The 25194-nt window shown below is 57.5% G+C and carries 21 protein-coding genes; 9 read left to right on the top strand and 12 right to left on the bottom strand.

What is annotated here, in order from left to right:
* Positions 1-60: 60 nt before the first annotated feature.
* From QN399_RS09690 to QN399_RS09660, 7 genes are all read right to left on the bottom strand, one after another.
* On the bottom strand, positions 61-1692 hold the full coding sequence (locus tag QN399_RS09690; protein WP_323566078.1) for a diguanylate cyclase: 1632 nt from the start codon (positions 1690-1692) through the stop codon (positions 61-63).
* Between the two features lie 220 nt (positions 1693-1912).
* The gene (gene prpF, locus QN399_RS09685; RefSeq protein ID WP_330200878.1) at positions 1913-3103 is read right to left on the bottom strand and encodes a 2-methylaconitate cis-trans isomerase PrpF; all 1191 of its coding nucleotides are present in this window, start codon (positions 3101-3103) and stop codon (positions 1913-1915) included.
* 59 nt (positions 3104-3162) lie between these two features.
* Positions 3163-5757, bottom strand: a complete 2595-nt coding sequence (gene acnD, locus QN399_RS09680; protein WP_322178623.1) for a Fe/S-dependent 2-methylisocitrate dehydratase AcnD — start codon at positions 5755-5757, stop codon at positions 3163-3165.
* 78 nt (positions 5758-5835) lie between these two features.
* On the bottom strand, positions 5836-6963 hold the full coding sequence (gene prpC / locus QN399_RS09675) for a 2-methylcitrate synthase (protein ID WP_322178622.1): 1128 nt from the start codon (positions 6961-6963) through the stop codon (positions 5836-5838).
* 78 nt (positions 6964-7041) lie between these two features.
* A complete protein-coding gene (gene prpB / locus QN399_RS09670) occupies positions 7042-7932 on the bottom strand; it encodes a methylisocitrate lyase (protein ID WP_322178621.1) in 891 nt (296 codons plus the stop codon).
* Entirely contained in the window at positions 7929-8642 is a 714-nt protein-coding gene (locus QN399_RS09665) for a GntR family transcriptional regulator (RefSeq protein WP_322178620.1), read from the bottom strand. Before QN399_RS09665 ends, prpB begins: the two co-directional genes overlap by 4 nt.
* 154 nt (positions 8643-8796) lie before the next feature.
* Positions 8797-10569 (bottom strand): L,D-transpeptidase family protein, encoded by a 1773-nt coding sequence (locus tag QN399_RS09660; protein ID WP_330200877.1) that lies wholly within the window; start codon positions 10567-10569, stop codon positions 8797-8799.
* Between the two features lie 84 nt (positions 10570-10653).
* Between QN399_RS09660 and QN399_RS09655 the strand changes: the two genes are divergently transcribed.
* Entirely contained in the window at positions 10654-11361 is a 708-nt protein-coding gene (locus QN399_RS09655) for a murein L,D-transpeptidase catalytic domain family protein (protein WP_322178618.1), read from the top strand.
* Positions 11362-11433: 72 nt separating this feature from the next.
* Here the strand turns inward: QN399_RS09655 and QN399_RS09650 are convergent, their stop codons facing one another.
* Complete coding sequence (locus QN399_RS09650; protein WP_322178617.1) at positions 11434-11865, bottom strand: universal stress protein; 432 nt, start codon at positions 11863-11865, stop codon at positions 11434-11436.
* 318 nt (positions 11866-12183) lie between these two features.
* On the opposite strand from QN399_RS09650, the gene QN399_RS09645 reads away from it, so the two are divergent.
* From QN399_RS09645 to QN399_RS09610, 8 genes are read left to right on the top strand one after another with little or no spacing between them, the layout of a single operon-like run.
* Positions 12184-13053: a MurR/RpiR family transcriptional regulator gene (locus QN399_RS09645; RefSeq protein WP_322178616.1), complete on the top strand. Its 870-nt coding sequence runs from the start codon at positions 12184-12186 to the stop codon at positions 13051-13053.
* 48 nt (positions 13054-13101) lie between these two features.
* A complete protein-coding gene (locus tag QN399_RS09640; RefSeq protein WP_330200876.1) occupies positions 13102-14691 on the top strand; it encodes an ABC transporter substrate-binding protein in 1590 nt (529 codons plus the stop codon).
* A gap of 33 nt (positions 14692-14724) precedes the next feature.
* Positions 14725-15654: an ABC transporter permease gene (locus QN399_RS09635; RefSeq protein ID WP_323566049.1), complete on the top strand. Its 930-nt coding sequence runs from the start codon at positions 14725-14727 to the stop codon at positions 15652-15654.
* Positions 15651-16511: an ABC transporter permease gene (locus QN399_RS09630; protein ID WP_322216972.1), complete on the top strand. Its 861-nt coding sequence runs from the start codon at positions 15651-15653 to the stop codon at positions 16509-16511. Before QN399_RS09635 ends, QN399_RS09630 begins: the two co-directional genes overlap by 4 nt.
* A gap of 4 nt (positions 16512-16515) precedes the next feature.
* A complete protein-coding gene (locus QN399_RS09625; RefSeq protein ID WP_322178612.1) occupies positions 16516-17475 on the top strand; it encodes an ABC transporter ATP-binding protein in 960 nt (319 codons plus the stop codon).
* Entirely contained in the window at positions 17472-18452 is a 981-nt protein-coding gene (locus tag QN399_RS09620) for an oligopeptide/dipeptide ABC transporter ATP-binding protein (RefSeq protein WP_322178611.1), read from the top strand. The genes QN399_RS09625 and QN399_RS09620 overlap by 4 nt, the downstream gene beginning before the upstream one ends.
* The gene (locus QN399_RS09615; protein WP_330200875.1) at positions 18453-19967 is read left to right on the top strand and encodes a M81 family metallopeptidase; all 1515 of its coding nucleotides are present in this window, start codon (positions 18453-18455) and stop codon (positions 19965-19967) included. It begins immediately after the preceding gene.
* 1 nt (position 19968) lies between these two features.
* Positions 19969-21108, top strand: coding sequence for an FAD-dependent oxidoreductase (locus QN399_RS09610; RefSeq protein WP_322178609.1), 1140 nt, complete (start codon positions 19969-19971; stop codon positions 21106-21108).
* 129 nt (positions 21109-21237) lie between these two features.
* Here the strand turns inward: QN399_RS09610 and QN399_RS09605 are convergent, their stop codons facing one another.
* The 4 genes from QN399_RS09605 to QN399_RS09590 all read right to left on the bottom strand — a co-directional run bounded on the left by QN399_RS09605 (position 21238) and on the right by QN399_RS09590 (position 25004).
* The gene (locus tag QN399_RS09605) at positions 21238-22185 is read right to left on the bottom strand and encodes a diguanylate cyclase (protein WP_322178608.1); all 948 of its coding nucleotides are present in this window, start codon (positions 22183-22185) and stop codon (positions 21238-21240) included.
* 156 nt (positions 22186-22341) lie between these two features.
* Positions 22342-22647, bottom strand: coding sequence for a helix-turn-helix transcriptional regulator (locus QN399_RS09600; RefSeq protein WP_330200874.1), 306 nt, complete (start codon positions 22645-22647; stop codon positions 22342-22344).
* 83 nt (positions 22648-22730) lie between these two features.
* Complete coding sequence (locus QN399_RS09595) at positions 22731-23855, bottom strand: alkene reductase (RefSeq protein ID WP_330200873.1); 1125 nt, start codon at positions 23853-23855, stop codon at positions 22731-22733.
* 141 nt (positions 23856-23996) lie between these two features.
* Entirely contained in the window at positions 23997-25004 is a 1008-nt protein-coding gene (locus QN399_RS09590) for an NAD(P)-dependent alcohol dehydrogenase (RefSeq protein WP_322178606.1), read from the bottom strand.
* Between the last annotated feature and the right edge of the window lie 190 nt (positions 25005-25194).

The raw sequence follows: 25194 nt of genomic DNA, 5'->3' as shown, positions 1-25194 counted from the left end.
AAAGAATACAACCGGACCCAACTGACGACAGAGCCGTATTGGGCCTCAGGTCATCATTGGCTAATGTTTGTAGATCATATATTTGCCGCGCCCGGTCTTTTTAGCTTGATACATCACTCTGTCTGCGGCGCGCAGGAGATTATCCGCAGAGCTTTCCCTGTCCCACAGTGCTATCCCGATCGAAACGTCCACGATGCACGATGTGCCGAAAATAAAAAATGGAGTTTTCAGTGCATCGATACATTTAGCGGCGATGGTGCTGACAGCCTCTTCGGCATTGTCCTCAAGGTCACTGAGCAGCAAAACAAACTCGTCACCACCAATACGCGCCAGGGTATCGGACTCTCGCAGAGTACTGGCGAAGCGCTTCGCAACCTGCCGCAACACCTCGTCACCAGCCTCGTGGCCGAGCGTGTCGTTGATATTCTTGAAACCATCAAGGTCCATGAATAATAGGCCGACCTGTGTTTCATCACGGCGCGCGCGCGCTAATACCTGACGAAGCCGCTCAGAAAGATGCGCTCTATTGGGCAACCCCGTCAGCGTGTCGTGATGAGCCATGCGGGTAAGTTCAGTTTGATGGTCGTTGAGTTTGATCAATAAACGATTGAACGCCGATATCAAGTGCCCAACTTCATCATCGCGGACGACAGGCAAGGGTTCGAGCGGCAACTCGTCCCGCGTCATGCGGTCGGCATGCTCTGCCGCATAAAACAAATGGCGGAGGACGAAATACAGCCCGGTAGTGGAGAGAATAGCGAATACCAAAATAGCGAAGACTGCATTTTTAATCAAAAAATGCTGCATCCGCCCCACCGTCGCAAACGCCTCACTGCTCGGCACTCGGCCGACGACAAACCAGCCCGTGCTCGGGACAGACACCATCGCAGCGACCTCTTCAACACCCTGCTCGTTGACCGTTATCCCGGTACCGCGAAAGCCCGCCATGGCCCGATCATGAAGCACATTGACGCCGGGGGGCGGTGTGGGTTTGAGCACACTATCAAGTTCAGAGGAGGCGACAAATAACTTATCTCTCGGGGAGACAAGCAAGAACCCACCCGTAGCATTACCAATTCGACTCTGGAGTAACGAATCAAGAAACCCGGGGGCAGCCAGTGCCGTAACACCCACCAAAACAGCTTGAACCTCACCGTTTTCGCTTCTGACCGGAGCAGAGATCGGCAGAACCGGTTCTTTTGCAGAACGGCCAACCACAGGACGACCGACAAACGAAGCACCGCCTAATCCAGCTTTAATATAGTCACGGTCAGAATAGTTGATCGTCAGTGGATCACGCAGAACAGGATAATCCGCGATTGGAACGCCATTAGGCGTTACCACGAATAGACCTGCCGAGAACAACGTTTGGTAGTCGAAGTGCTCTTTCAGCCATGCATGTAGTTGCTCAGGCTGCGCAAGCAAACGCGTCGGCAAGGCGGCGGCAAGGCGTCCAAGCAAGACCTGGCGCTGAACAATCTTCCCATCAATATCGTGGGCAACATAAGTCGCCAACGCTAATTGTTGGTTTTCCACTACCGCGCTCAAATCCTCACGCAAAAAATGAGTCAGCACGAAATAGCGAACGACTGCACCAGAGATCACAATGCACAGCGCCAGTACCAACAGCCGAGTAACGATGCTATTGAAAATGCGGGGAAGGCTTGTGCGCACATAATATTTTTTTGGCATCTTGGGAGTTTACCCGAGGAGCCGCGTTTTTTGTGCACTGGAACAGGCGCAAAGGCAGAGTTTGCTATCAGTTCGCCATTAACTATCCAGGACTTATGCCCTATGACGGCCTGGATCGAAAACAGAGGCTGCGATGTGGCAATGTATCGCGCCAAAGAGAACCGACGCGATAGCATTGTTCAACCGTTGACAGGTGCCCAGAATTCAGCGATGGCGCACATTAGAACGCATCACCGGGTACACGGACCCATCCTTCCATCAATACGCGAGCACTGCGGCTCATGATGGCCTTGGTCACCGTCCACTCACCATTGACCTGGCTGGCTTCAGCACCCACGCGCAGGGTGCCCGAGGGGTGACCGAAGCGCACAGCGCTACGTGCACCACCGCCAGCTGCCAGGTTCACCAGCGTGCCCGGAATCGCCGCAGCGGCACCAATGGCCACGGCGGCCGTGCCCATCATGGCGTGATGCAGTTTGCCCATTGAGAGCGCACGCACGAGCAGGTCGGCGTCACCGGCAGTCACCCGTTTGCCGCTGGACGACACGTATTCGGCTGGCTTGGCGACGAAGGCGATCTTCGGTGTGTGCTGGCGCTTGGCGGCTTCAGCAATATCCTGAATGAGGCCCATACGCAACGCGCCATAAGCGCGAATCGTCTCGAACATCGCCAGTGCCTTGGAATCGCCGTTAATCGCGTCCTGCAGCTCGGTGCCCGTATAGCCGATGTCTTGCGCGTTAACGAAGATAGTCGGGATGCCAGCATTGATCATCGTGGCCTTGAATGTGCCAACACCCGGCACTTCAAGATCGTCCACGAGGTTACCGGTGGGGAACATCGAGCCGCCCGCGCCCTCTTCGTCGGCTGCCGGGTCCATGAATTCCACCTGCACTTCGGCAGCGGGAAAGGTCACGCCGTCGAGTTCGAAGTCACCGGTTTCCTGGACAGCACCATCGGTGATAGACAGGTGCGCGATGATGGTCTTGCCGATATTGGCCTGCCAGATGCGCACGGTCGCCATGCCGTTGTGCGGGATGCGACTGGCGTCAACCAGACCGCTGCTGATGGCGAACGCGCCGACGGCGGCAGACAGGTTGCCGCAGTTGCCGCTCCAGTCAACGAACGGCTTATCGATGGACACCTGACCGAACAGGTAATCGACATCGTGATCGGTTTTTTTGCTCTTGGACAGGATGACCGTTTTGCTGGTGCTCGAGGTTGCCCCGCCCATGCCGTCGATCTGTTTGCCGTAAGGATCCGGGCTGCCAATCACGCGCAACAACAGTGCATCGCGCGCCGCGCCGGGGACCTGTGCGGAGACGGGAAGGTCTTGCAGGTTGAAAAACACACCTTTGCTGGTACCGCCACGCATGTAGGTGGCGGGGATCTTGATCTGGGGTACGTAAGCCATAGAAATAGTGTCCTGATAAGACTCAGGCGCAACGTTGCCGTCGCGCCTGAGTATGTTGCTTAGACAGCTGCCGTCGATTCAAGGAAGTCCTGAGCGAAACGCTGCAGGACACCGCCAGCCTCGTAGATCGACACTTCTTCGGCTGTGTCGAGACGGCAGGTGACCGGCACCTCGACACGCTCGCCGTTCTTGCGATTGATCACCAGGGTCAGCGTGTTACGCGGGGTACGCTCGCCGATGACGTCGAAGGTTTCGGTGCCGTCGATGCCCAGTGTCTTGCGATCAACGCCCGCCTTGAACTCCAGTGGCAACACGCCCATGCCGACCAGATTGGTGCGGTGAATGCGCTCGAAGCCTTCAGCCGCGATGGCTTCCACGCCAGCCAGACGTACGCCCTTGGCAGCCCAGTCACGGGAAGAGCCCTGACCGTAGTCAGCACCGGCGATGATGATCAGCGGCTGCTTGCGCTCCATGTAGGTCTCGATAGCTTCCCACATGCGCATGACCTTGCCTTCTGGCTCGACGCGGGCCAGCGAACCCTGTTTGACCTTGCCGTTTTCCTGAACCATCTCGTTGAACAGCTTCGGGTTGGCGAACGTGGCGCGTTGCGCGGTCAAGTGGTCCCCCCTATGAGTCGCGTAGGAGTTGAAGTCCACCTCTGGCAGGCCCATCTTGGCCAGGTACTCACCGGCCGCGCTGTCGAGCATGATGGCGTTCGACGGCGACAAGTGGTCGGTGGTGATGTTGTCCGGCAGCACCGCCAGCGGGCGCATACCCTTGAGCGGACGAGCGCCAGCCAACGCACCTTCCCAGTACGGCGGACGGCGGATATAGGTGCTCATTTCGCGCCAGTCGTACAGCGGTTTTACTTTGGGACCGGTGTCTTCCTGGATAGCGAACATCGGGATGTAGACCTGGCGGAACTGCTCCGGTTTTACCGAGGCCTTGACCACTGCGTCGATCTCTTCGTCGGTCGGCCAAATGTCCTTCAGGCGAATTTCCTTGCCGTTGGCATCCAGGCCCAGCACATCCTTCTCGATGTCAAAGCGGATGGTCCCGGCAATAGCGTAAGCCACCACCAGCGGCGGCGAAGCCAAGAATGCCTGCTTGGCGTACGGATGGATCCGCCCGTCAAAGTTACGGTTACCCGAGAGTACCGCGGTGGCATACAGGTCGCGATCGATGATTTCCTGCTGGATCACCGGATCCAGCGCGCCAGACATGCCGTTACAGGTGGTGCAAGCGAAAGCCACGATACCGAAGCCTAATTGCTCCAGTTCGCTAGTCAGGCCGGCTTCATCCAGGTACAACGCAACGGTCTTCGAACCGGGCGCCAGGGAAGACTTGACCCAAGGTTTACGGGTCAGCCCCAGCTTGTTGGCGTTACGCGCCAGCAGGCCAGCGGCGATGACGTTGCGTGGGTTGCTGGTGTTGGTGCAACTGGTGATCGCCGCGATGATTACCGCACCATCCGGCATTTGCCCAGGCACCTCATCCCAATGGCCGGCGATGCCTCGGGCCGCGAGGTCCGAGGTGGCCACACGGGCGTGGGGGTTGCTCGGGCCCGCCATGTTGCGAACCACCGAGGACAGATCAAAGGTCAGCCCACGTTCGTATTGGGCGCCCTTCAGGCTGTCGCCCCAAAGGCCGGTCAGTTTTGCGTAACTCTCGACCAGTTTCACCTGCTCGTCTTCACGGCCGGTGAGCTTGAGGTAGTCAATGGTCTGCTGGTCAATATAGAACATCGCTGCGGTGGCGCCGTATTCCGGGGCCATGTTGGAGATGGTCGCGCGATCACCAAGAGTCAGCTTTGATGCCCCTTCACCGAAGAACTCCAGCCAGGCGCCGACTACCTTTTGCTGGCGCAGGAACTGAGTCAACGCCAGCACCATGTCAGTGGCGGTGATGCCCGGTTGCAATTTGCCGGTGAGTTCGACGCCGACAATTTCAGGCAGGCGCATCCAGGAGGCACGGCCGAGCATGACGCTTTCGGCTTCAAGGCCACCGACACCGATGGCGATCACGCCCAACGCATCGACGTGCGGGGTGTGGCTGTCGGTGCCGACGCAGGTGTCGGGGAACGCCACGCCATCACGCACTTGGATCACTGGAGACATTTTCTCCAGGTTGATCTGGTGCATGATCCCATTGCCCGGCGGGATCACGTCGACATTCTTGAAGGCTTTTTTGGTCCAGTTGATGAAGTGGAAGCGGTCTTCATTGCGACGATCTTCGATGGCGCGGTTCTTTTCGAACGCCTTGGGATCGAAGCCGCCGGACTCAACGGCCAGGGAGTGGTCGACGATCAATTGGGTCGGCACGACCGGGTTGACCAGCGCGGGATCGCCGCCTTGGGAGGCGATCGCATCACGCAGGCCGGCGAGGTCGACCAGCGCCGTCTGACCGAGAATGTCGTGACACACCACACGGGCCGGGAACCACGGAAAGTCGAGATCGCGCTTGCGCTCGATAAGCTGGTTCAGCGATGCGGTCAACGTAGCCGGGTCGCAACGGCGTACCAGGTTCTCGGCCAGCACGCGCGATGTATAAGGAAGTGTGTCGAAGGCCCCAGGCTTGATTCCGTCCACCGCCGCGCGCGTGTCGAAATAATCCAATCGGGTGCCGGGTAAAGATTTGCGGTATTCAGTGTTCATGGCGTTGGGACTCAATCACGGAATGTTCAGGGATGGGCGGGGAGCACCGAAGATCACGGTCCACTCCCCTTTTCCCAATCAGCGTTGTTCGATGGGCACGAACTTGCGCTGTTCGACGCCGATGTATTCGGCACTCGGGCGGATGATGCGGTTATTGCCACGCTGTTCGAACACGTGAGCGGCCCAGCCGGTCAGGCGTGAGCAAACAAAGATCGGCGTGAACAGCTTGGTCGGGATACCCATGAAGTGGTAGGCCGAGGCATGGTAGAAGTCAGCGTTCGGAAACAGTTTTTTCTGTTCCCACATGGTTTTGTCGATGGCTTCGGACACGGGGTACAGCACGGTGTCGCCCACCTCATCGGCCAGTTTTTTCGACCAACCCTTGATCACTTCGTTACGCGGGTCGGACTCTTTATAGATCGCGTGACCGAAGCCCATGATCTTGTCCTTGCGCTCAAGCATGCCCAGCGTGCCTTTAACGGCTTCTTCGGCAGAACCGAAGCGCTCGATCATTTCCATCGCTGCTTCGTTGGCGCCGCCATGCAGCGGGCCGCGCAATGAACCAATGGCTGCGGTGATGCAGGAATACAGGTCCGACAGCGTCGAGGCACAAACCCGTGCGGTAAAAGTCGAGGCATTGAATTCATGCTCGGCGTACAAAATCAACGAAACGTCCATCACCTTGCGGTGCAGTTCGCTCGGTTTTTTATCCAGCAGCAGGTGCAGGAAATGCCCGCCGATGGACTCTTCGTCCGTCACGCAATTAAGGCGTACGCCGTCATGACTGAACCGATACCAGTAGCACATGATGGCTGGGAACGCCGCCAGCAGGCGATCCGTGACGTCATGCTGCTGCGCAAAACTCGCTTCTGGCTCCAGGGTGCCGAGCATCGAAGCACCGGTACGCATGACGTCCATTGGGTGGGTCTCGGCAGGAATGCGCTCAAGCACTTCCTTCAAGGCTTGCGGCAGATCACGCAAGCCTTGCAGCTTGTTCATGTACGCCGAAAGTTCGGTCTTGGTCGGCAGCTCGCCGTAAAGCAGCAGGTAAGCCACTTCTTCAAAACGCGCCTCGGCGGCCAATTCACGCACGTCGTAACCACGGTAGGTCAGGCCGGCTCCGGCCTGCCCAACAGTGGACAATGCGGTCTGCCCCGCCACCTGGCCTCGCAGGCCAGCCCCACTCAACACTTTTGCTTCAGCCATTGCTTTCTCCAATCTTGAATTTATTTGGGAATCGGCAATCCGGTCCAGACGACGTTACGCCTGGACCGGCACCCAGAATCACTTCTTCTGCGCGAACAACGCATCGAGTTTCTGCTCGAAGATGTGGTAATCAATGGCGTCGTAGAGCTCCATACGGGTCTGCATGGTGTCGATGACATTCTTCTGCGTGCCGTCGCGGCGAATCGCGGTGTAGACGTTCTCTGCAGCCTTGTTCATGGCGCGGAACGCTGACAACGGGTAGAGCACCAGAGAGACATCGGCCGACGCCAGCTCATCAGTGGTATACAACGGTGTAGCACCGAACTCGGTGATGTTGGCCAGGATCGGCGCGCCAACCTGGGCAGCAAACAGCTTGTACATCGCCAGCTCGGTGATAGCTTCCGGGAACACCATGTCAGCGCCCGCTTCAACGCAGGCCGCAGCCCTTTCCAGTGCCGACTCCAGCCCTTCGACGGCCAGTGCATCGGTACGCGCCATGATCACGAAGCTATCATCGGTGCGCGCATCGACGGCGGCCTTGATACGGTCGACCATCTCTTGCAGGGACACGATTTCTTTGTTCGGGCGATGACCGCAACGCTTGGCGCCGACCTGATCTTCGATATGGATTGCCGCTGCGCCGAACTTGATCATCGACTTGACCGTACGCGCCACGTTGAACGCGGAAGAGCCGAAACCGGTGTCTACGTCCACCAGCAATGGCAGGTCGCAGACGTCGGTGATACGACGCACGTCGGTCAGCACGTCATCCAGGCCAGTGATACCCAGGTCCGGCAAGCCGAGCGAACCTGCTGCCACGCCGCCACCCGAGAGATAGATGGCTTTGAAACCGGCGCGCTTGGCCAGCAGTGCGTGGTTGGCATTGATCGCGCCTACCACTTGCAATGGATGTTCGCTGGCGACGGCATCACGGAAACGTTGACCGGGAGTAGTTTTGGCGGTACTCATTTTTCACCTCGGGCTGTCGGTTGGGGAGCGGCCTGATAATGGCGCTCGATGTTGCGTTTGGATGCGCTGATATGGCGGCGCATTAACAGTTCGGCCAGTTCGCCGTCACGCTCGGCAATGGCATCAAGAATACGGTGGTGTTCGGCAAACGCCTGACGCGGACGATTGGGCGTCGCAGAGAACTGGATGCGGTACATGCGCACCAGTTGATAAAGCTCGCCACAGAGCATTTGGGTCAGCGTGCGGTTGCCGCTGCCTTGAATGATCCGGTAATGGAAATCGAAATCGCCTTCTTGCTGGTAGTAGCCCACACCGGCCTTAAAAGCAGCATCTTGTTCATGGGTATCGAGGACGCGGCGCAATTCGTCGATCTCTTCGACGGTCATGCGTTCGGCGGCCAGACGACAAGCCATGCCCTCCAGCGATTCGCGAATTTCATACAACTCGATGAGCTCGGCGTGGCTCAGGGAAACCACACGAGCGCCCACATGGGGGATACGCACCAACAAGCGTTGCCCTTCGAGGCGATGGATCGCTTCACGCAGCGGTCCGCGGCTGATGCCGTAGGCGCGCGCCAGCTCTGGCTCGGAAATCTTGCTGCCGGGTGCTATCTCTCCACGCACGATGGCCGACTGGATACGCCGGAACACATGCTCGGAGAGGGTACCGGACTCCTCGCCTACAACCTGGGTTTCTGCAAGAACTTCCATTACATTGTCGACACATTGGCAATTAGATGGCGGAAAACTACGACCAATCCCCATAAATGTCAAATGTCATTAGACTATTGTCGACAATGCGCCACGCCAACACCGAGACCTGACCTAGATCATGCACCGACTTCAGTCAAGGCCGTGCCGACGGTTATCGAGAGGGCTTCGGGGCTTCGTTTTGCAACGTCGCCGCCTCAGAAAACCCTACACGGGGCAACGCCAAAACGGACGGATCTACAGGTTGATTCAGCGCCCGCAGCACTGGAGAGTCGTACCCGTATACGTCAGGTTTAAACGTCACTCGACCATCATCACTCAGGCCCACTGTCCAATAGGCCAGCAGCACAGGCACCTTCACAGGGAGCCTGATATTTTCTGTAATGCCGTTGGCCAGTTGAGCCTGAATACCGGCGGCGTTCCAGCGACCCGGGTCGTTAAACAACAACTCGACCAACTGAAGCGGGTTTTCAACCCGGATACAGCCTGAACTCGTCGCGCGGCGTGCCTGGGCAAATAACTCGCGATGCGGCGTGTCGTGGAGATACACCGAATACTCATTTGGAAACCGTATGGCAACCTGACCAAGAGAGCTGTCCGGGCCTGCATCCTGGCGCAGTGTGATGCCGCCAGGGTTATGCCAATCAACGGTTGATGGATTCAAGACAGTCCCTTGACGGTCAAGGACACGAATACGGTTTGCGTCAAGGTAATGAGGGTCCTTTAGAATCTTGGGAAGAACATCATTAGTGAGAATGGTCGGTGGAACTGTCCAGGTGGGGTTAAACGTTATGTGCGTAATTTCGGATTGAAATACCGGCGTGCTGCGGAAGGGTTTACCGACCTGCACACGAGAACGCCAGATAACCTTGCCGTCACGGTAGAATGCAATCTTGTACCCGGCGATATCAACAACGACGAACGTGCCCTGAAGTTTATACAATAGCCAACGCGCGCGTTCTATGTTCACGCGGACTTGGTCTATACGCGCACCTATGGGTATATTCAGCGCCGCAAGTGTCGCCGCACCGGCAATGCCATCCACGGGAAGGTAGTGCTCGGACTGAAACCGTTTAACCGCCGCTTTAACGACGTCGTCGTAGTCAGTCCGGGTTGCCACTTGCTTGTCCAGATAACCCCCTGCCGCCAAACGGGCCCGCAACGCCAAGACTGAAGCACCGGCAACGCCTGGCTTAAGTGCCTGCCCGACAGGAATCAGTGACCAGCCACCTGAGTCTCGAAGCCGGCGCAGTTGCGCCAACCCCTCTCGCAGCCGGCTGTAAATCGCATTTTGTGGCGGCGCCTGTTTGAATGCGCGTGCGACGTCATGGTTTTCGACGGCAACAAACAATTCTTTGAGATCGTCACGAGGGTCGACACCGACCGGGTCGAAGTTCCAGTGTATTTCCAAACGCGAGGGGTCGACTTTGCCGCGCCGCAACTGGAGCAGCGCTGCGATGTAGGCACGGGTAGCCGCAATATCAAACATCGCGCGTTGCGTTGGGGACGGCGTCGCTGCATGCATCGACGCGGCTGCCCTGGATAGCTCATCAATACGGAAATCACGGGGATCCAGGCCGTCTGCCTGAATGTCGTTCAGACTTTTCAACAGCTGCGCGACGTCGCTAACGTTCGTCCAGGCCGCACGAAAGCTTCGTTGAGCATAAAAATCGATGACCGCACGACCGACCTCCAGCCGTTGGTGACGGGGTGGGGTGACGGGCAGAGGGGAAGAAGGCGTTACGCCCGACGGGGCGAGCGCGGCCTGGATCGTCTGTGCCACCTCGTCGGCTGGCGCAACGTCACTGACGCTGTGTGCTAAGGTTGTCGCCGAAACAGGCAAAGGCTCTGCCGTCGCTGAGTTGCTTATCAGGACTCCCATAAAAAAGACGCGGCTTAACATGGATAAGTTTGATAGTTGCAGCATGGACGTCCTTAGTTTCTCGTATCAATGGAAAGCTAGCATTCCTAACACTGCTAGGCTCGTATAAATAGCCATGAGACAACCCACATGACGCTCGACCGCTTTGGCTGTTTAATGGCCTTCATGCTTCTGATATCCCTCTCTGCCGAGGTAGCGTACGCCGATTCGCTTGAGGTCGCGCTGGTCAAAGCCGCGCCCGACGCTAACGCCAAGGTTATTGCGTTGGCTGTCCATGCCTCTCAGTGCAGACGGGCACAAGGCGAATCGCCTGCGCAAAGACTCGCCGTCATAGATTACTCGCTGCCCTCCACCGAACAGCGACTGTGGGTGTTTGACCTGCAACGCCGCACATTACTGTTTCATGAACTGGTTGCGCACGGCCGAAACAGCGGCGAAAACATGGCCCGTCAATTTTCCAACCAGAATCAAAGCATGGCCACCAGCCTGGGGCTGTACAGAACGCGTGCGACCTACCTCGGCCATAACGGTTACTCATTGCGCATGGAAGGGTTAGAACCCGGCTTCAATGATAATGCCCTTGACCGAGCGATTGTGATTCATGGGGCACCGTATGTCAGCGGCGATCTGGCGCGTTCGAACGGCCGTATTGGCAGAAGCTTAGGTTGCCCGGCCGTGCGGCCAGCGATTGCTCATCAACTCATCGACTCGATGAAAGATGGCCAGTTACTATTTTCTTATTACCCCGATCCGCGCTGGCTTAACTCGTCCTTGTTTATCAATTGCGATAACGCCACCGTGGCGGAAGCGTCAAAACCGGTTAGAACGTTTCAATAAGTTGACGCGGGATAGCGTGGGACAGTACTGCCATCCCCGCCCTACCCCGCGTATGCCACAACAGCCTGCGTGCTACTTCACCAGCACCACCGGAACCGATACCTCGTGAATGACCCGGTTCGCTACCGAACCCAGCAGCAATCCGCCGAAGCTGCCCAAGCCTCGCGTCCCCATGACCACGGTATCGCACCCCAACTGTTTGACTGCCTCATTGACCTGCTCCGCCACATTGCCGAGGGCCGCGTGGGTTTCATGGGCAACGCCAGCCGCCGACAGTAAAATCGCGGCCTCTTCAAGTACGCTATTGGCCTGGGTCAGAAGCCCTTCGTTAACGTCTTCGACCATTCGGCTCGTAAAGTAGTCCCCGTAGATAACCGGCCCATATTGTGCGTTAAGAACATGAATCTCCAAGGGCCGAGCACTGTCGCGAAAGAGATCAATCACGTACTGCAGAGCACGTTTCGAAGGCTCCGAGCCATCAAAAGCAACCAGAATTTTATGCATTTCAAATCTCCCTTAATGTGTGAAACAACCATAGACCATTTCCCTCAGCGACAGATCCACACCAAGACGACTTGAACGGATGAAACCCTGACACCGATCTTCGACACAGAAATTCCAGGCCACCCGGCCAGGGCTGACGTGTGTGTCGGGGGTAGAAAGTCTCTATGAGTACCTGCGTTGCACATGAGCACTGGCAAGACCAAATTCCCGCCCACAAATGGATTGCGCAATAAATTGACAGCTGCCCGCCAATCCATGATATAAAAATATTATCATCGTGAGTATAGATAGAAATATACCATTTTTACGGATTGCTCAATGAAGACAGTGAAACAACGTTTGCTCGATAGCCTCGAACAATCAACCGCCTCCGGGCGAGCTATCGCCAACTACATGCTGGCTAATTTAAACGAGTTGCCATTCGAGACGGCCGCGAGCATCGCGACCAAGGTTGGCGTCGGCGAAATGTCTGTGGGCCGGTTTTGTCGCTCTATCGGCTATATCCACTTCAAAGAGCTGAAAGCCGATCTTAAAGGCAATATCGGCGACAGCCCTTGGCTGGTTGGTGATCGGCTCAGAGAGTTCGCCACACGAGCACAGTCAGGGAACGACCAGCTCGCCTCCAGCCTGGAGTTTGAAATCAGCACAATGGTTCGCGTTTACGAGATGGCTCAAAGCCCCGAGTTCGAACGCTTCGTAAAGCGTCTGGCGACCCAAGAAACCGTCTACTGCGCGGGATTTCAAACAGAGCGGGGCGTTGCATCGATTCTTGCACATCAGTTGCAATATCTACGCGACGGCGTGCATCTGGTCGATCAGGCCGCTGGCAATTTCGTCGACGTGCTGCTAACCGATCCTTCCAAAATCATGTTGGTCATCATCGACACTCGTCGATATTCGCGCCAAAGCCTGTTATTGGCGACTGCAGCTCAGGCTCGCGGCATACCGGTGACCATCATTACCGACACCTTTTGCGATTGGGGGCCGTCGGTTGCCAGCGAGGTTTTCGCCGTACCGACTGAGCTCAACCACTTTTGGGACTCTCTGGGCCCACTCGTCTCTCTGGTGCAGTTGGCGATAAATGGTGTCTTCGGGCAATTGGGCGCCACCGTCGAGGATCGCTTGAGCCAGATTTTTACCTGCTACAACACGTTCACCGGATACGTAGGAACGCCTCAGGAAGACTAATACCGAGTAAACCAACCCACCGACGGGTCAACGCGGGGAGCGCACATCATGAATGTAATCAAAGGCAAGTTTTACGGGTCGCTGTTCGCTCTCAGCTTCATCTGCGCCGGAGGACTGCTATCAAATGCCGCTTCGGCAGACACCGAAGCGACCTTTGTGCTGCCATCTTCCCAAGCGGGTGCGCCATCTCTGGACCCGATCCGGAGCTCCCTGGTAACGCTGGTCGATGGCCTGATCTATGACCGTTTAGTGGACCAGGGCGCGGATCAGCAATTTCATCCGCATCTGGCGACAAGTTGGGAAACCACGGCAGATGGCATGAGTTGGGTCTTCCACTTGCGCGAGGGCGTCACGTTCCACGACGGTGAGCCCTTCAACGCTCAGACCATTGCCTGGTGGATTCCGAAATTTTCCGGAACCGAAAATGCTTACCTGGTCAGCGCCATCGACAAAGTTGAAGTCGTCGATGACCACACTGTGCATTTCGTCATGAAGCATCCCGACGCCAACCTCCTCTACAACCTGTCGAGCGGTTTTATGGGGGTTCCCAGCCCCAAGGCCTATGACAAGGCGGGCACTGATTACGGCGTGACGGTTGCCGTCGGCACGGGTCCGTACAGGCTTGAAAGTTTTGCTATCGGTTCCGAAGCGGTAGTGGTTCGTAACCCCGCCTACACGTGGGGCGGCGCCCTTTCCGCGAACAAAGGACCGGCAAAAATAGACAAACTGACCTTGCGTGAAATTGCCGACTCCTCGACGGCCTTCCTCGAGTTCAAGACCGGAGGAGTTGACCTGGTGATTGATGTCCCAAGTGACATCCTGGCGCAGTACAAAACATTGGACAACGCAACGATTGAAAGCCAGTCCGGCTTCGGCATTTACTACATGCCAATCAACACCACCGTCGAGCCTTTTACCGATCTCAGGGTACGCAAGGCCGCGGCCCTCGCCATCAACCAACAGGAGATCGTCGACAATCTGTTCGGCGGCAAGGGACGAGCCGCGCACAACTTTCTGATTTCTTCACTGCCGGAATCAAAGGTCGATCCCAAGTTCAATATTTCCCATGACCCTGCACAAGCCAAGGCCTTGCTCGAAGAGGCAGGCTGGAAGGTCGGATCTGACGGAATCCGTATAAAAAATGGCACGCCCTTGAGCGTGACGTTAGTGACGCAAAGCGATACCGAGTTCAAACGCCTGACAGAAGTCATCCAGGCACAACTGAAAGCCGTAGGCATCAACGCAAAAATCTCGGTTTTCGATACCAGTTCGATTCGCGCCGAATACAAGAAGGGCACACAACAACTGGCGGTGCGCAGCTATGGCTGGAACAACGCAGACATCCTCGATTGGTTCTTCAGCGCCGAACGCCTCGGCTACCCCAATGTTTCGATGTGGAAGGACGCCAAGGCGGAGGAGCTGCGAACCAAGGCGTTGACCGGTTCGCGCACACAAGAAGAGCGAACCGCTAATTTTCTTGCTTATCACGAATATGTGCTCAGCCAATATCCCTTCGCCCCTATCTACGAGCCGGAACAGAGTTTGGTCTTCGACAAGGAACACTTGGTACTGCCGGGGAAGATCGATGGGCCACAATTTTCAGCCCAGAGCGTGCTTGATATCGCCATCAAGAAATAAGGATCAGAACATGACGGTGCAGAGACGACTGACATGGTGAGCTATTTCATTCGGAGGCTGCTGGCGATGATTCCGGTCTTTTTCATCGTTTCCGGCGTCGTCTTCCTGATCGTTCATCTGGTGCCGGGAGACCCGGTCGACAACATGATGAGCGTGGGAGCGTCGGTAACCCAGCGAGCGGAAATCATCGCTCGCTACGGCCTGGACCGCAGTCTGACCGAGCAATACTTCACCTGGCTGAACAATATCGTTCACGGCGACCTGGGGATGGCAATCGTCATGCGTCGCCCGGTGGCCGACCTCATCATGAGCAATCTCGGCTACAGCCTGGCGCTGGGCGGCTGGGCATTAATGTTCTCGGCAGTGGCAGGAGTGCTGGCGGGAACGATTGCCGCATCTTTTCAGAATCGCTGGATTGATCACAGCCTGATGGGGGTGTCGTTGCTGGGTTCGACGATGCCCACTTTCTGGCTTGGCCTCTTGATGATCATGCTGTTTGCCGTCGAACTCGGTTGGGTGCCGGTGTCTGGCGCACGTCACTGGACCTCGTTGATTTTGCCCGCGATTACCGTTGGGCTAAGCGGCATGGCGCTGGTTGCGAGGGTGACACGCATTTCCATGATTGAAATTGCCCGCGAGGACTTCGTAATGCTGCTACATGCCAAGGGCCTGTCTCGCTGGACGATCCAGATACGCCACATCCTGCGTCACGCCCTCATTCCAGTGGTCACGATCCTGAGTTTACGCATCGGTCTGATCGTCGGCGGCTCGGTGACAGTGGAGTATGTATTTGCCCGGCCAGGGCTGGGCTCACTTTTAATCCGGGCCCTGGCGCAGCGCGACTACCCGCTGATACAGGGCTGCCTGCTGTTCCTCGCCATCGCCGTCATGCTGGGCACGCTGCTGGGTGATCTGCTGCAAGCGGCGATGGACCCGCGTCAACGTGAGGAAGCCGCCCAATGACCGCCCATTCTTCCGCCGTCTGGAGGAGCATCACGGTGTTGATGCCGACGTTCAGCTCGGCCATCTCGGCTGTCGCTCTGCTGATTCTGATCCTCATTGCCTGCGCTGCGCCCTGGGTGGCGCCCTACCCCTACGATCTGCAACATCTCGCCATCGCCACCCAGGCTCCGTCTACCGCCCATTGGTTCGGCACCGACGAGTTCGGCCGGGACGTACTGTCGCGCGTCATCTTCGGCGCCCGGACCTCACTCAGCGTGTCACTGATTGCCATTAGTCTTTCGGTGACGGTTGGCATTCTGATCGGCGCCATTTGCGGCTACGTAGGCGGGCGAGTGGATCGCGCGGTGATGTCTGTCGTCGACCTGACGTGGAGCTTTCCAGAAATCGTGCTGGCACTTTTGATCGTTGCAATCATCGGTCCCGGCTCGTCCAGTACGATCCTTGCCATCAGCATCGCCTACCTGGCGCAGTTCACACGTCTTACCCGCACCCAGATCAGAAGCCTGAAACGTCAAACGTTCGTGGAGGCAAGCTTGAGTCTGGGCGCGGGACCGACGCATATCATCCTGCGTCGGCTGCTGCCGAACGTGGTGGCCCCGGTCATCGTCGTAGCCATGTTGTCGACCGGCAACGCCATTCTCCTGGAAGCGACCCTTGGCTTTTTCGGCATGGGCGTTCAACCGCCGGTGCCCAGCTGGGGAGCCATGATGAGCACTGGATCGGCGCAATTGTTTAGCGCGCCGTGGGTCATTCTGTTGCCCGGTGCGTTCATCGCCCTCTCTGTCATTTTCATCAATCTTTTTGGAGAGGGTGTCTTGCATGCCTTGGATATCAAGGCTCAAGCGAGGAGTCACTAGGCCCATGCTATTGACCATTGAAAATCTGAAAATTGGTTTCGGTCCGTTCGAACCGCTGTCTGGAGTCGACCTGGACCTCGACAAAGGTGAGATTCTTGGGCTCGTCGGTGAATCCGGCTCTGGCAAATCGATGACTGCGATGAGCATCATGGGGCTATTGCCGCTGATGGGGGGACGGGTCAAGGCCGGCAGTATCCGGTTTGATGGCACGGAACTCACTACCCTGGACGAACGTAGCTATCGCGCATTGCGTGGCGGGCGGATCGCCCTCATCACGCAAAACCCCATGACTTCACTAGACCCCGTGGTTCGCGTCGGCAGGCAAATCGACCAAGTGGCGCAACTGCATCTGCACCTCGACCGTAAAGAAGCCAAAGCCCGATCGGTCGAGTTGATGGAGCGCATGCGCATCCCGGACCCGGCGCTTGCCTACGATTTGTTTCCACACCAACTGTCTGGCGGAATGCGCCAGAGAATCGTAATCGCCATGGCCTTGGCCGGTGATCCAGAGCTGCTGATCGCCGATGAGCCGACCACCGCGCTGGATGTGACCGTCCAGGCCCAGATCATCCAGCTTCTGGTCCAGCTCGTTCGCGAACGCGGCCTTGGGCTGGTGTTGATCACCCACGACATGGGAGTCGTGGCGCAAACCTGCGACCGGGTCGCCGTGATGTACTGCGGGCAAGTGATCGAATACGGCTCGGTGACGACCATTTTCGATCACCCGCGACACCCTTACACCGGCGCGTTGATCGGCTGTATTCCTCGGCCAGGCATGCTGCCTGGAACCCTGACGGGAATCCCTGGCGTGGTGCCTTCGGCCGGCAACATGCCTAATGGTTGCCGCTTTAATACCCGCTGTAACAGGGTTATGGATGTATGTCGCCAATCAATGCCCACACCCATGAATGAGGCCGGACGCAGCGTCTCTTGCTTCCTGCACACCGCAGGACAGTTGCCATGAAGCCGATCCTCTCAGTACGCGGTCTCGGACGAACCTTTACCAGCGGCGGAGGCATTCTCAAGCCCCGACGTCACTTTCGCGCCGTCAGCGATGTCTCGTTCGACGTGCAACGCGGGGAAATCCTGGGCGTCGTCGGCGAGTCCGGTTGTGGAAAGTCGACCCTTGCCCGCCTCATCATGCGACTTTTGACGCCCACCTGCGGCGAAGTGCTGTTTGACGGCACGGATATCGCCAGCCTTACGGTACGGGCCTTACGGCCACTGCGGCGTCAATTCCAGATGGTTTTCCAGGACCCTTATTCCTCGATCGACCCACGCCAGAAAGTGCGCGATACGTTGCTTGAACCGTTTCAGGTGCAGGGCATCCACCTGTCGTCGGCACAGGCCAGCGCCAAAGTCGATGCGCTCTTGACGATGGTCGCCCTGCCGCTGCACCTGGCTGGCAGCTATCAACATCAGATGTCCGGTGGACAGAAGCAACGGGTAGGCATCGCCCGGGCGCTGGCGCTCGATCCATCGCTGATCGTGCTCGATGAGTCGACAGCCTCCCTTGACGTGTCGATCCAGGCGCAAGTGATCCGTCTACTGCAGGATCTGCGCGATCGACTCGATCTCACCTACATGTTCATTTCCCATGACCTGGCGCTGGTGCAGTATTTCTGCGATCGCACCCTAGTGATGTACCTCGGCCGCGTGGTCGAGGTCCTCCCTCGGGGCGCCACACCGATCCACCCCTATACCAAGGCGCTGATGGCCAGCGTTCTGGTTCCCGACCCGCACCAGCGACACGAGATCGTGCGGATCACCGGCGAAATCCCGAGTGGCTACGATGTACCACTCGGTTGCGCCTTTGCAGGGCGCTGTCCAAAAGTACAACCGCGTTGCCGAGAAAGCCTGCCCATCCTTCGAACCCAGACTGGCGACCATGCCGTGGCGTGCCACGTTCATGAATCGACTTTCCTTGCCCCGGAGCTCTAAATGTCATTCAAAGTCCTCACCGCCGAATTCATGCACGAATCGAACACCTTCAGCACCCGTAAGACCGGTCTGCCAGAGTTTCGGCGCGAGACCTTGATGCTGGGCGAGGAAGCTGTGAAGAAACGTGGCGAATCCAATACCGGACTGGCGGGTGCGCTGAGTTGCGCTGCCGAATTCAATTGGGACATGCACCATGTCGTCAGCGCCTGGAGCGAGCCCTCAGGCCCGGTAACAGTCGAGGCTTATGAATACCTGACGAGGTTGATTGTCGACGCCTCCAGGGCGCAAAAATTCGACGGTATTCTGTTGTGCCTGCATGGCGCCATGGTTGCCGAACATACCGACGATGGCGACGGTGAGCTTCTGGCGCGATTGCGCGCAGTGGTCGGCCCTGATCTACCTATTGCTCTTACACTGGACCTGCACGCCAATGTGACCGAACGCATGTGCGCATTGGCGCAAATTCTTGTTTCCTACAAGACTTATCCGCATATCGACCTTAAGGAGACCGCCTGCCACGCTGGAAACCTGCTGCAGCGAACCATGACGGGCGAAATCAAGCCGCGTACTCTGCGTATTCATCTGCCAATGCTCGAAGAGGCCAATGGCGGGCGTACTGACACGGGACCGATGGTCGAGCGCATCGCCAAGGCCCGAGCCTGGGAAGCAGAACAGCCTGGGGCGTTCGCAGTCAGCATAAACGGCGCATTTCCAGAAGCCGATATTGCCGAAGTCGGGCCTACCGTGCTCGTCACCTATGAAGGCAATGAGCGCCTGCATCGCGCCTTTGCCCAAAGCCTGGCAGATGACATCTGGAACCGCCGCGACGAAGTGATCAATACCTATTACACCGTGGACGAAGTGGCGAAGATCGCCCACGCTTACCCCCGTCAAAACGGTCCATTGATTGTCGCTGACTATGCCGACAATCCGGGAGCGGGTGCTTATGGCGACTCCACTGAGCTGCTGCGTGCCCTGCTGGCTGCCGGGGTAGAGGACGCCTGCTTCGGCCCGATGGTCGATCCAGAGGTCGCCGCGACTCTGTGCGAAAAGGGTGTAGGAACCACGGTCACGGTAACAGTCGGAGGAAAGAGCGATGCCCGTTTCGGCGGCGAACCGCTGACCGTGACCGGACGTATCCTGCTGGTCAGCAATGGTGATTTCATCGGCGATGGACCGATGATCGGCGGCCTGGAACAGAGCTTCGGACCGAGCGCGGTGCTGGTGGTCGACGGCATCGAAATCCTTGTCACCAGTGCTGCATTGCAAATGCTGGATCTCCAGCAATTTCGCGCCTTTGGCATCGACCCGGCAGCAAAGCGTGTCGTCGCGCTGAAGTCGATGCAGCATTTCCGAGCCGCTTTTGAGCCGATTGCCAGCAGCGTGCTGGTCTGCGACAGCGGTGCACTCTGCACATTGGATTATGGACGCCTGCCCTTCAGCAAAATACCGCGTCCGATCTACCCGCTAGACCGCGAAATGATCCGCACTACACCACCGCGCTCCGGAGTTTAATATGTCTCAGATTTTTGACGTTGCCGTCATCGGTGGCGGAATTGCCGGTGCTTCTTTCGCCTATAGGGTTGCGGGTCAGCGCTCGCTGATCCTGCTCGAACGCGAAAATCATGTCGGCTATCACTCCACTGGCCGCTCGGCTGCGGAGTTTTCCAGTCAGTTCCAAAGTCCATGGGTCGGCACCCTCGCCGAAAACTCCTACGACTTCCTGGTCAACCCCCCAACCGGCTTCACAGATATCGATCTTCTAATCCCGCGCGGCAACCTCATCATTGCGGCGAGCGCGCGGGCGCCTTTGATCGAGTCAGCATTTCGTCACGCCCTGTCTACTTCACCCGAGTCACGCATGTTGCATCCAGACGACGCTTTGGCGATGGTGCCGTTTTTGAAGGCGGACTATGTTGCTGCTGCCTTCTACGATCCGTTGAGTTGGGATATGGAGGTAGACAGCCTGCTGCAAGGCTACCTTCGCCTGGCACGACAAGCCGGGGCGCAGGTGCAGGTCGCAAGCCCGGTCACCTCGGTCCATCGTGAGCACGGTGTCTATCGTCTGCAAACGCCGGGTGGCGAGATACTCTGCCGAAAAATCGTCAATGCGGCGGGCGCCTGGGCGGATGATTTCGCCGCGCTGGCAGGCCTTGAACGGCTGGGCATCGTGCCCTACCGCCGCACGGCAATCACTGTCGATGGGCCTGAAGGCATGGACATTTCCGCCATGCCAGGTGTGAACGAAGTCGAAGAGGCGTTTTACTTCAAACCTGAATCTGGGCGGATCATGGTCTCACCCGCCGATGCAACGCCGAGCGAGGCTTGCGACGCACAGCCCGATGAACTGGACGTCGCCTACGCCGCACACTTTCTGTCAGAGTCGACGACGCTACCCGTCAACCGAATCACTCACAAATGGGCGGGGCTGCGCAGCTTTGCCCCAGACAAACGGCAGGTCGTCGGTTTTAGTCCGCAGGACGCGGATTTCTTCTGGCTGGCAGGCCAAGGCGGTAGTGGAATTCTAACGTCTCCAGCCCTTTCCGCATGGGCTGCCGGCTTGTTTCTGGAGGGTGCGCCGCCAGCCGACCTATGTAAGGCCGGGATACGACCAGACTTCTTTTCACCCGCTCGCCTGTCAACCCTCAAACAATAGAAATTGTCCGACTCCGACAACAGGATGTGTCGCGGCATTGGTGCTTCTTCAACGACCCGATGGATTCAAACGGCCTTGGTCAAGATGGACATCCGCGAGGAACAGGACGGCCATCTCCAAAAGGCGGCATCAATCACTGAAGTCAGCGTACTCGGCTCCCATCCTGCCGCTACGCTTGACTTGATAGAGCAGCCCGTCGACTTTCTCGACAAATTGCAGCGCAGTGTCATCGTGCTTGGGGGTCGTGGTGCCAACTCCGAGGCTCAGGGTCAAGAGTGCTGAAACTTCGGACGTTGGATGGCTGATCTGCTGTTGGCGGATCAGTTGCAGGCATTTCTCCGCCACATCCCTGGCCTTTTCGGCAGTGGTTTCAGGCAGTAACCAAACGAACTCTTCGCCCCCGATACGCGCAATGAAATCCCCTGGACGGTTCGCCGCCTGCGACAAGGTCTGGGCTACTCGCCGCAAGGCTTCATCGCCCTTCACATGCCCGTAGTGATCGTTGTACTGCTTGAAGTAATCGATATCCAAAATAATCAAAGACAGCGGGCGTTGATCCCGTTGCGCACTGCTCCACTCGCGTTCGAGCACCCTGTCGAACATGCGTCGGTTGGCTATCCCGGTCAGCCCATCCTGGAAGGAAAATTCTTCAAGTTGTTTTTGCAGACGAATCAGATGATCTTCGGTCCTCTTGCGTTCGCTAATGTCAAACATGAAGCCGACCAAGGCTTCAACTTCACTACCCTTGCGCACAACGTGCACCACATCGCGTATCCAGACGTAGCCGCCATCCTTGGTCAATGCTCGATAATCCGCCTCATGATCAACGCCGGCCCTGGACTGCGATACGCAGAAGTTAACCACATAGTCACGATCATCCGGGTGCATGCGCGCAACCCAGTCATCAACCCCGATCCAGCTGTCCGGCGTCCACCCGAGCAGCCCTTCGATCTGCGGTCCTATGTAGCTGAACGTCATTGTTTTCCAGTCAATCCGCCAAGGGATTGCCTTGGTCGACTCAAGCAGGGTTTTATAAACAGCACTATCGGTTTCAGGAGGGAGTTTGGCGGTGTTCATATCGACCAGGCCTCAATGAAGGAAGTGCGCAATAGCATGTTGCCACCGTCGCGGCGAATCAAGGTCGAATCCATTGAAGCGATGCGCGGAGCTCCACAGTGTTCGCTGAACGCTCCAGGGCCAATTACAGGTAATATCAACGGCCCAAGAGCACACTCAAATAAGCGATTTAAGTGCTTGCTGGAATTGTTCGATGTTCTGCTCGTGGCGCTTGTAATAAGTCCACGGGCCAATGCGCTGCGACGTTACCAGTTGAGCCCTTTGCAACGCGGCGAGGTAAAGCGAAACCGTTGATTGCGACAAGTTGGCCCGCGCCTGAATAATGCTCACGCAAACGCCAACCTCATCGGCATTGACCTCTTGCTCGGGGAAATTTTTACGGGGCTCTTTGAGCCACGCAAGAATGGACAACCGAGTGGGGTTGTCCAAGGCCTTCAGGGCTTCGCTGATATCAATACTCATAGGTCATTCGCATCTGCTTTTCGAGATATTACGATATCTACGCCGAAAATACAGCGCGCCGCCCCTCGTGGCGCATCCGATGCTTAGATGCCGTGGAAAGGATAGTCGGTATACCCCATCGCAGTGCCGCCATAAAGACTGGCGGGATCAGCCAGATTCAGTGGCCAGCCGTTGGCGATGCGTTGCGGCAAATCCGGGTTGGCGATGAAGGGGCGTCCGAATGCGATCAGATCACTCCAGCCCTCGCCAATGGCTTTCTCACCGCGCACTGCCGTGTATTTGCCTGCGTAGATGATGCGCCCACTGAACGCAGCGCGAGCAGCGTGACGAAAACTCTCCGGCAGCTGCGGTGCGTCGTCCCAGTCAGCCTCGGCCAGCGACAAGTAGGCGATACCGATGTCCTCCAGTACCTTGATCGCTGCGACGTAGGTTGCATGAGGGTCGTCTTCAACCAGCCCGAGGTAGACGCGCGCTTCGTCGGTGCTTTGAAACAGGGGCGAGAAACGCACCCCCACACGATCTTTGCCCACGCGATCAGCTACAGCCTGGGTCACTTCCCTGAGAAAGCGCAAGCGGTTGTCCAGGCTGCCGCCGTATTCATCCTCACGCTGGTTGCTGTGCCGAGAGATGAACTGGTTGATCAGATAGCCATTGGCGCTGTGGATCTCAACGCCATCAAAGCCCGCATCCATCGCGTTCTGTGCAGCTTGCGCATAGAACGAAACCAGCTCTGCAATCTCTTCGCGTGTCAGCGCTCGTGGCTGGGACGGCGCGCTTAACTCACCCGTGCCCGGTCCTGTTTCGATGAATACGCTGACCCCTTGTGCGGCAATTGCCGAGGGCGCTACCGGCGCGCCACCATCAGGTTGTAGCGAAACATGCGAGACCCTGCCGACATGCCAGAGTTGGGCGAAGATGACTCCGCCATCGGCGTGCACTTTGGTTGTCACCTTGCGCCAGCCCTCGATTTGCTCTGCAGTGTGGATACCCGGTGTCCAGGCGTAACCCTGCCCTCTTGGTTCAATCTGGGTACCTTCAGTGACCATGAAGCCCGCACCACTGCGCTGGGAATAGTAGGTCGCCATGAGGTCATTCGGTACATTGCCTGGCTGCGAGCTACGAGAGCGGGTCAATGGTGGCAGGACCACCCGGTTTTTCAGGGTATAGGGGCCGAGTTCGGTGCTGCTGAATAGAGTCGAGTGTTTCAACGTAGAATCCTTGTGGATCACGGGTACTGATTAATGACAGCGGCCACTATAATCTGCATATTGATATATCTCAATATGTATATCCGAAAAGACCACCTGCCAGGGTGGCTCTCCCGAATTTTCGCGTCAGATCAGCGGTACTTAGAACGCGAGACAGATTTTCCCCAGGTGAGCACCCGACGCTTCATGGGCAAAGGCCCTACCGATATCAGTCAGCACGAAGGTACTGTCGATCACCGGTTTGATGCCCGTCGCTTCAAGCCCGCGCACCATGTCCCGCTGGTTCTGCCGGCTACCCACGATCAACCCCTGCAGACGTTGTTGTTTGGCCATCAATGCCGCCGTCGGCACCGGACCTTCCCATCCTGTAAGGACGCCGATCAGGGCGATATGCCCACCGATACGGCACGCGATTATTGATTGAGGCAGCGTGCCCGGACCGCCGACTTCGATGACGTGGTCAACTCCTCGGCCGCCGGTCAGTTTGAGCACTTCGTTGCCCCACTCGGGCTGTTGGCGGTAGTTGATCGTGTGGTCTGCACCCAGCTCTCGAACCTTGGCCAGCTTGGCGTCCGATGACGAGGTGGCAATCACTGTCGCGCCCATCGCCTTAGCTATTTGCAAGGCGAAAATCGACACGCCTCCGGTCCCCAACACCAACACACTGTCACCCGCTTTGAGCCCGCCATCGACGACAAGTGCCCGCCAGGCGGTAAGCCCTGCCGTGGTCAATGTGGCGGCTTGCACATGGCTGTAACCCGCAGGCGCCAGCGTGAACCAGTGACTTGGCTTGACCACTACCTCGCGGGCATAACCATCCACGCCATCGCCGGGTGTCGTGCTGAAGTCAGCGATCACGGCACCGCCGGTTTCCCAGTGCGGAAAAAAACACGAGACGACATGGTCGCCGACCTTGAACTCACTGACACCCTCACCCACTGCTTCCACCACACCCGCGCCATCGGCCATAGGGATACGCCCATCGGCGGTCGGCATCATGCCGGTCACTACCGCGTAATCGTGAAAATTCAATGAGCACGCATGAATGCGCACACGAATCTGCCCGGCAGCGGGTTTTCCAGGATCGGGCAGCTCGACCAGTTGAAGGTTTTTCAGTGACGCAGGCAGCGTGATCTTGATAGCTTTCATTGAGCAATTCTCCAAAAAAGAGGCTTCGATAAGGCTCGCGCGCCGCGAAAAGCCAACACTGACAAGACAGACACCCGAGCAGCAGAAGAAATTCGACCTTCACCCCGAAAAACCGAGAATAGCACCCCGCTCTAGCGCTGGCGGTATCGCTGAGCTGTGGCTGTCGGGGCTGTCGGTGGCTGAATATTCA

The organism is Pseudomonas sp. 10C3, from assembly GCF_036346185.1.
In the GTDB taxonomy this organism is placed as follows: domain Bacteria; phylum Pseudomonadota; class Gammaproteobacteria; order Pseudomonadales; family Pseudomonadaceae; genus Aquipseudomonas.
This window is presented reverse-complemented; position numbering and strand designations above follow the sequence as displayed.

Coding starts and splice junctions, on each gene's coding strand:
- QN399_RS09690 (WP_323566078.1), bottom strand. CDS start 1,692: ATGCCAAAAAAATATTATGTGCGCACAAGCCTTCCCCGCATTTTCAAT.
- prpF (WP_330200878.1), bottom strand. CDS start 3,103: ATGGCTTACGTACCCCAGATCAAGATCCCCGCCACCTACATGCGTGGC.
- acnD (WP_322178623.1), bottom strand. CDS start 5,757: ATGAACACTGAATACCGCAAATCTTTACCCGGCACCCGATTGGATTAT.
- prpC (WP_322178622.1), bottom strand. CDS start 6,963: ATGGCTGAAGCAAAAGTGTTGAGTGGGGCTGGCCTGCGAGGCCAGGTG.
- prpB (WP_322178621.1), bottom strand. CDS start 7,932: ATGAGTACCGCCAAAACTACTCCCGGTCAACGTTTCCGTGATGCCGTC.
- QN399_RS09665 (WP_322178620.1), bottom strand. CDS start 8,642: ATGGAAGTTCTTGCAGAAACCCAGGTTGTAGGCGAGGAGTCCGGTACC.
- QN399_RS09660 (WP_330200877.1), bottom strand. CDS start 10,569: ATGCTGCAACTATCAAACTTATCCATGTTAAGCCGCGTCTTTTTTATG.
- QN399_RS09655 (WP_322178618.1), top strand. CDS start 10,654: ATGACGCTCGACCGCTTTGGCTGTTTAATGGCCTTCATGCTTCTGATA.
- QN399_RS09650 (WP_322178617.1), bottom strand. CDS start 11,865: ATGCATAAAATTCTGGTTGCTTTTGATGGCTCGGAGCCTTCGAAACGT.
- QN399_RS09645 (WP_322178616.1), top strand. CDS start 12,184: ATGAAGACAGTGAAACAACGTTTGCTCGATAGCCTCGAACAATCAACC.
- QN399_RS09640 (WP_330200876.1), top strand. CDS start 13,102: ATGAATGTAATCAAAGGCAAGTTTTACGGGTCGCTGTTCGCTCTCAGC.
- QN399_RS09635 (WP_323566049.1), top strand. CDS start 14,725: ATGGTGAGCTATTTCATTCGGAGGCTGCTGGCGATGATTCCGGTCTTT.
- QN399_RS09630 (WP_322216972.1), top strand. CDS start 15,651: ATGACCGCCCATTCTTCCGCCGTCTGGAGGAGCATCACGGTGTTGATG.
- QN399_RS09625 (WP_322178612.1), top strand. CDS start 16,516: ATGCTATTGACCATTGAAAATCTGAAAATTGGTTTCGGTCCGTTCGAA.
- QN399_RS09620 (WP_322178611.1), top strand. CDS start 17,472: ATGAAGCCGATCCTCTCAGTACGCGGTCTCGGACGAACCTTTACCAGC.
- QN399_RS09615 (WP_330200875.1), top strand. CDS start 18,453: ATGTCATTCAAAGTCCTCACCGCCGAATTCATGCACGAATCGAACACC.
- QN399_RS09610 (WP_322178609.1), top strand. CDS start 19,969: ATGTCTCAGATTTTTGACGTTGCCGTCATCGGTGGCGGAATTGCCGGT.
- QN399_RS09605 (WP_322178608.1), bottom strand. CDS start 22,185: ATGAACACCGCCAAACTCCCTCCTGAAACCGATAGTGCTGTTTATAAA.
- QN399_RS09600 (WP_330200874.1), bottom strand. CDS start 22,647: ATGAGTATTGATATCAGCGAAGCCCTGAAGGCCTTGGACAACCCCACT.
- QN399_RS09590 (WP_322178606.1), bottom strand. CDS start 25,004: ATGAAAGCTATCAAGATCACGCTGCCTGCGTCACTGAAAAACCTTCAA.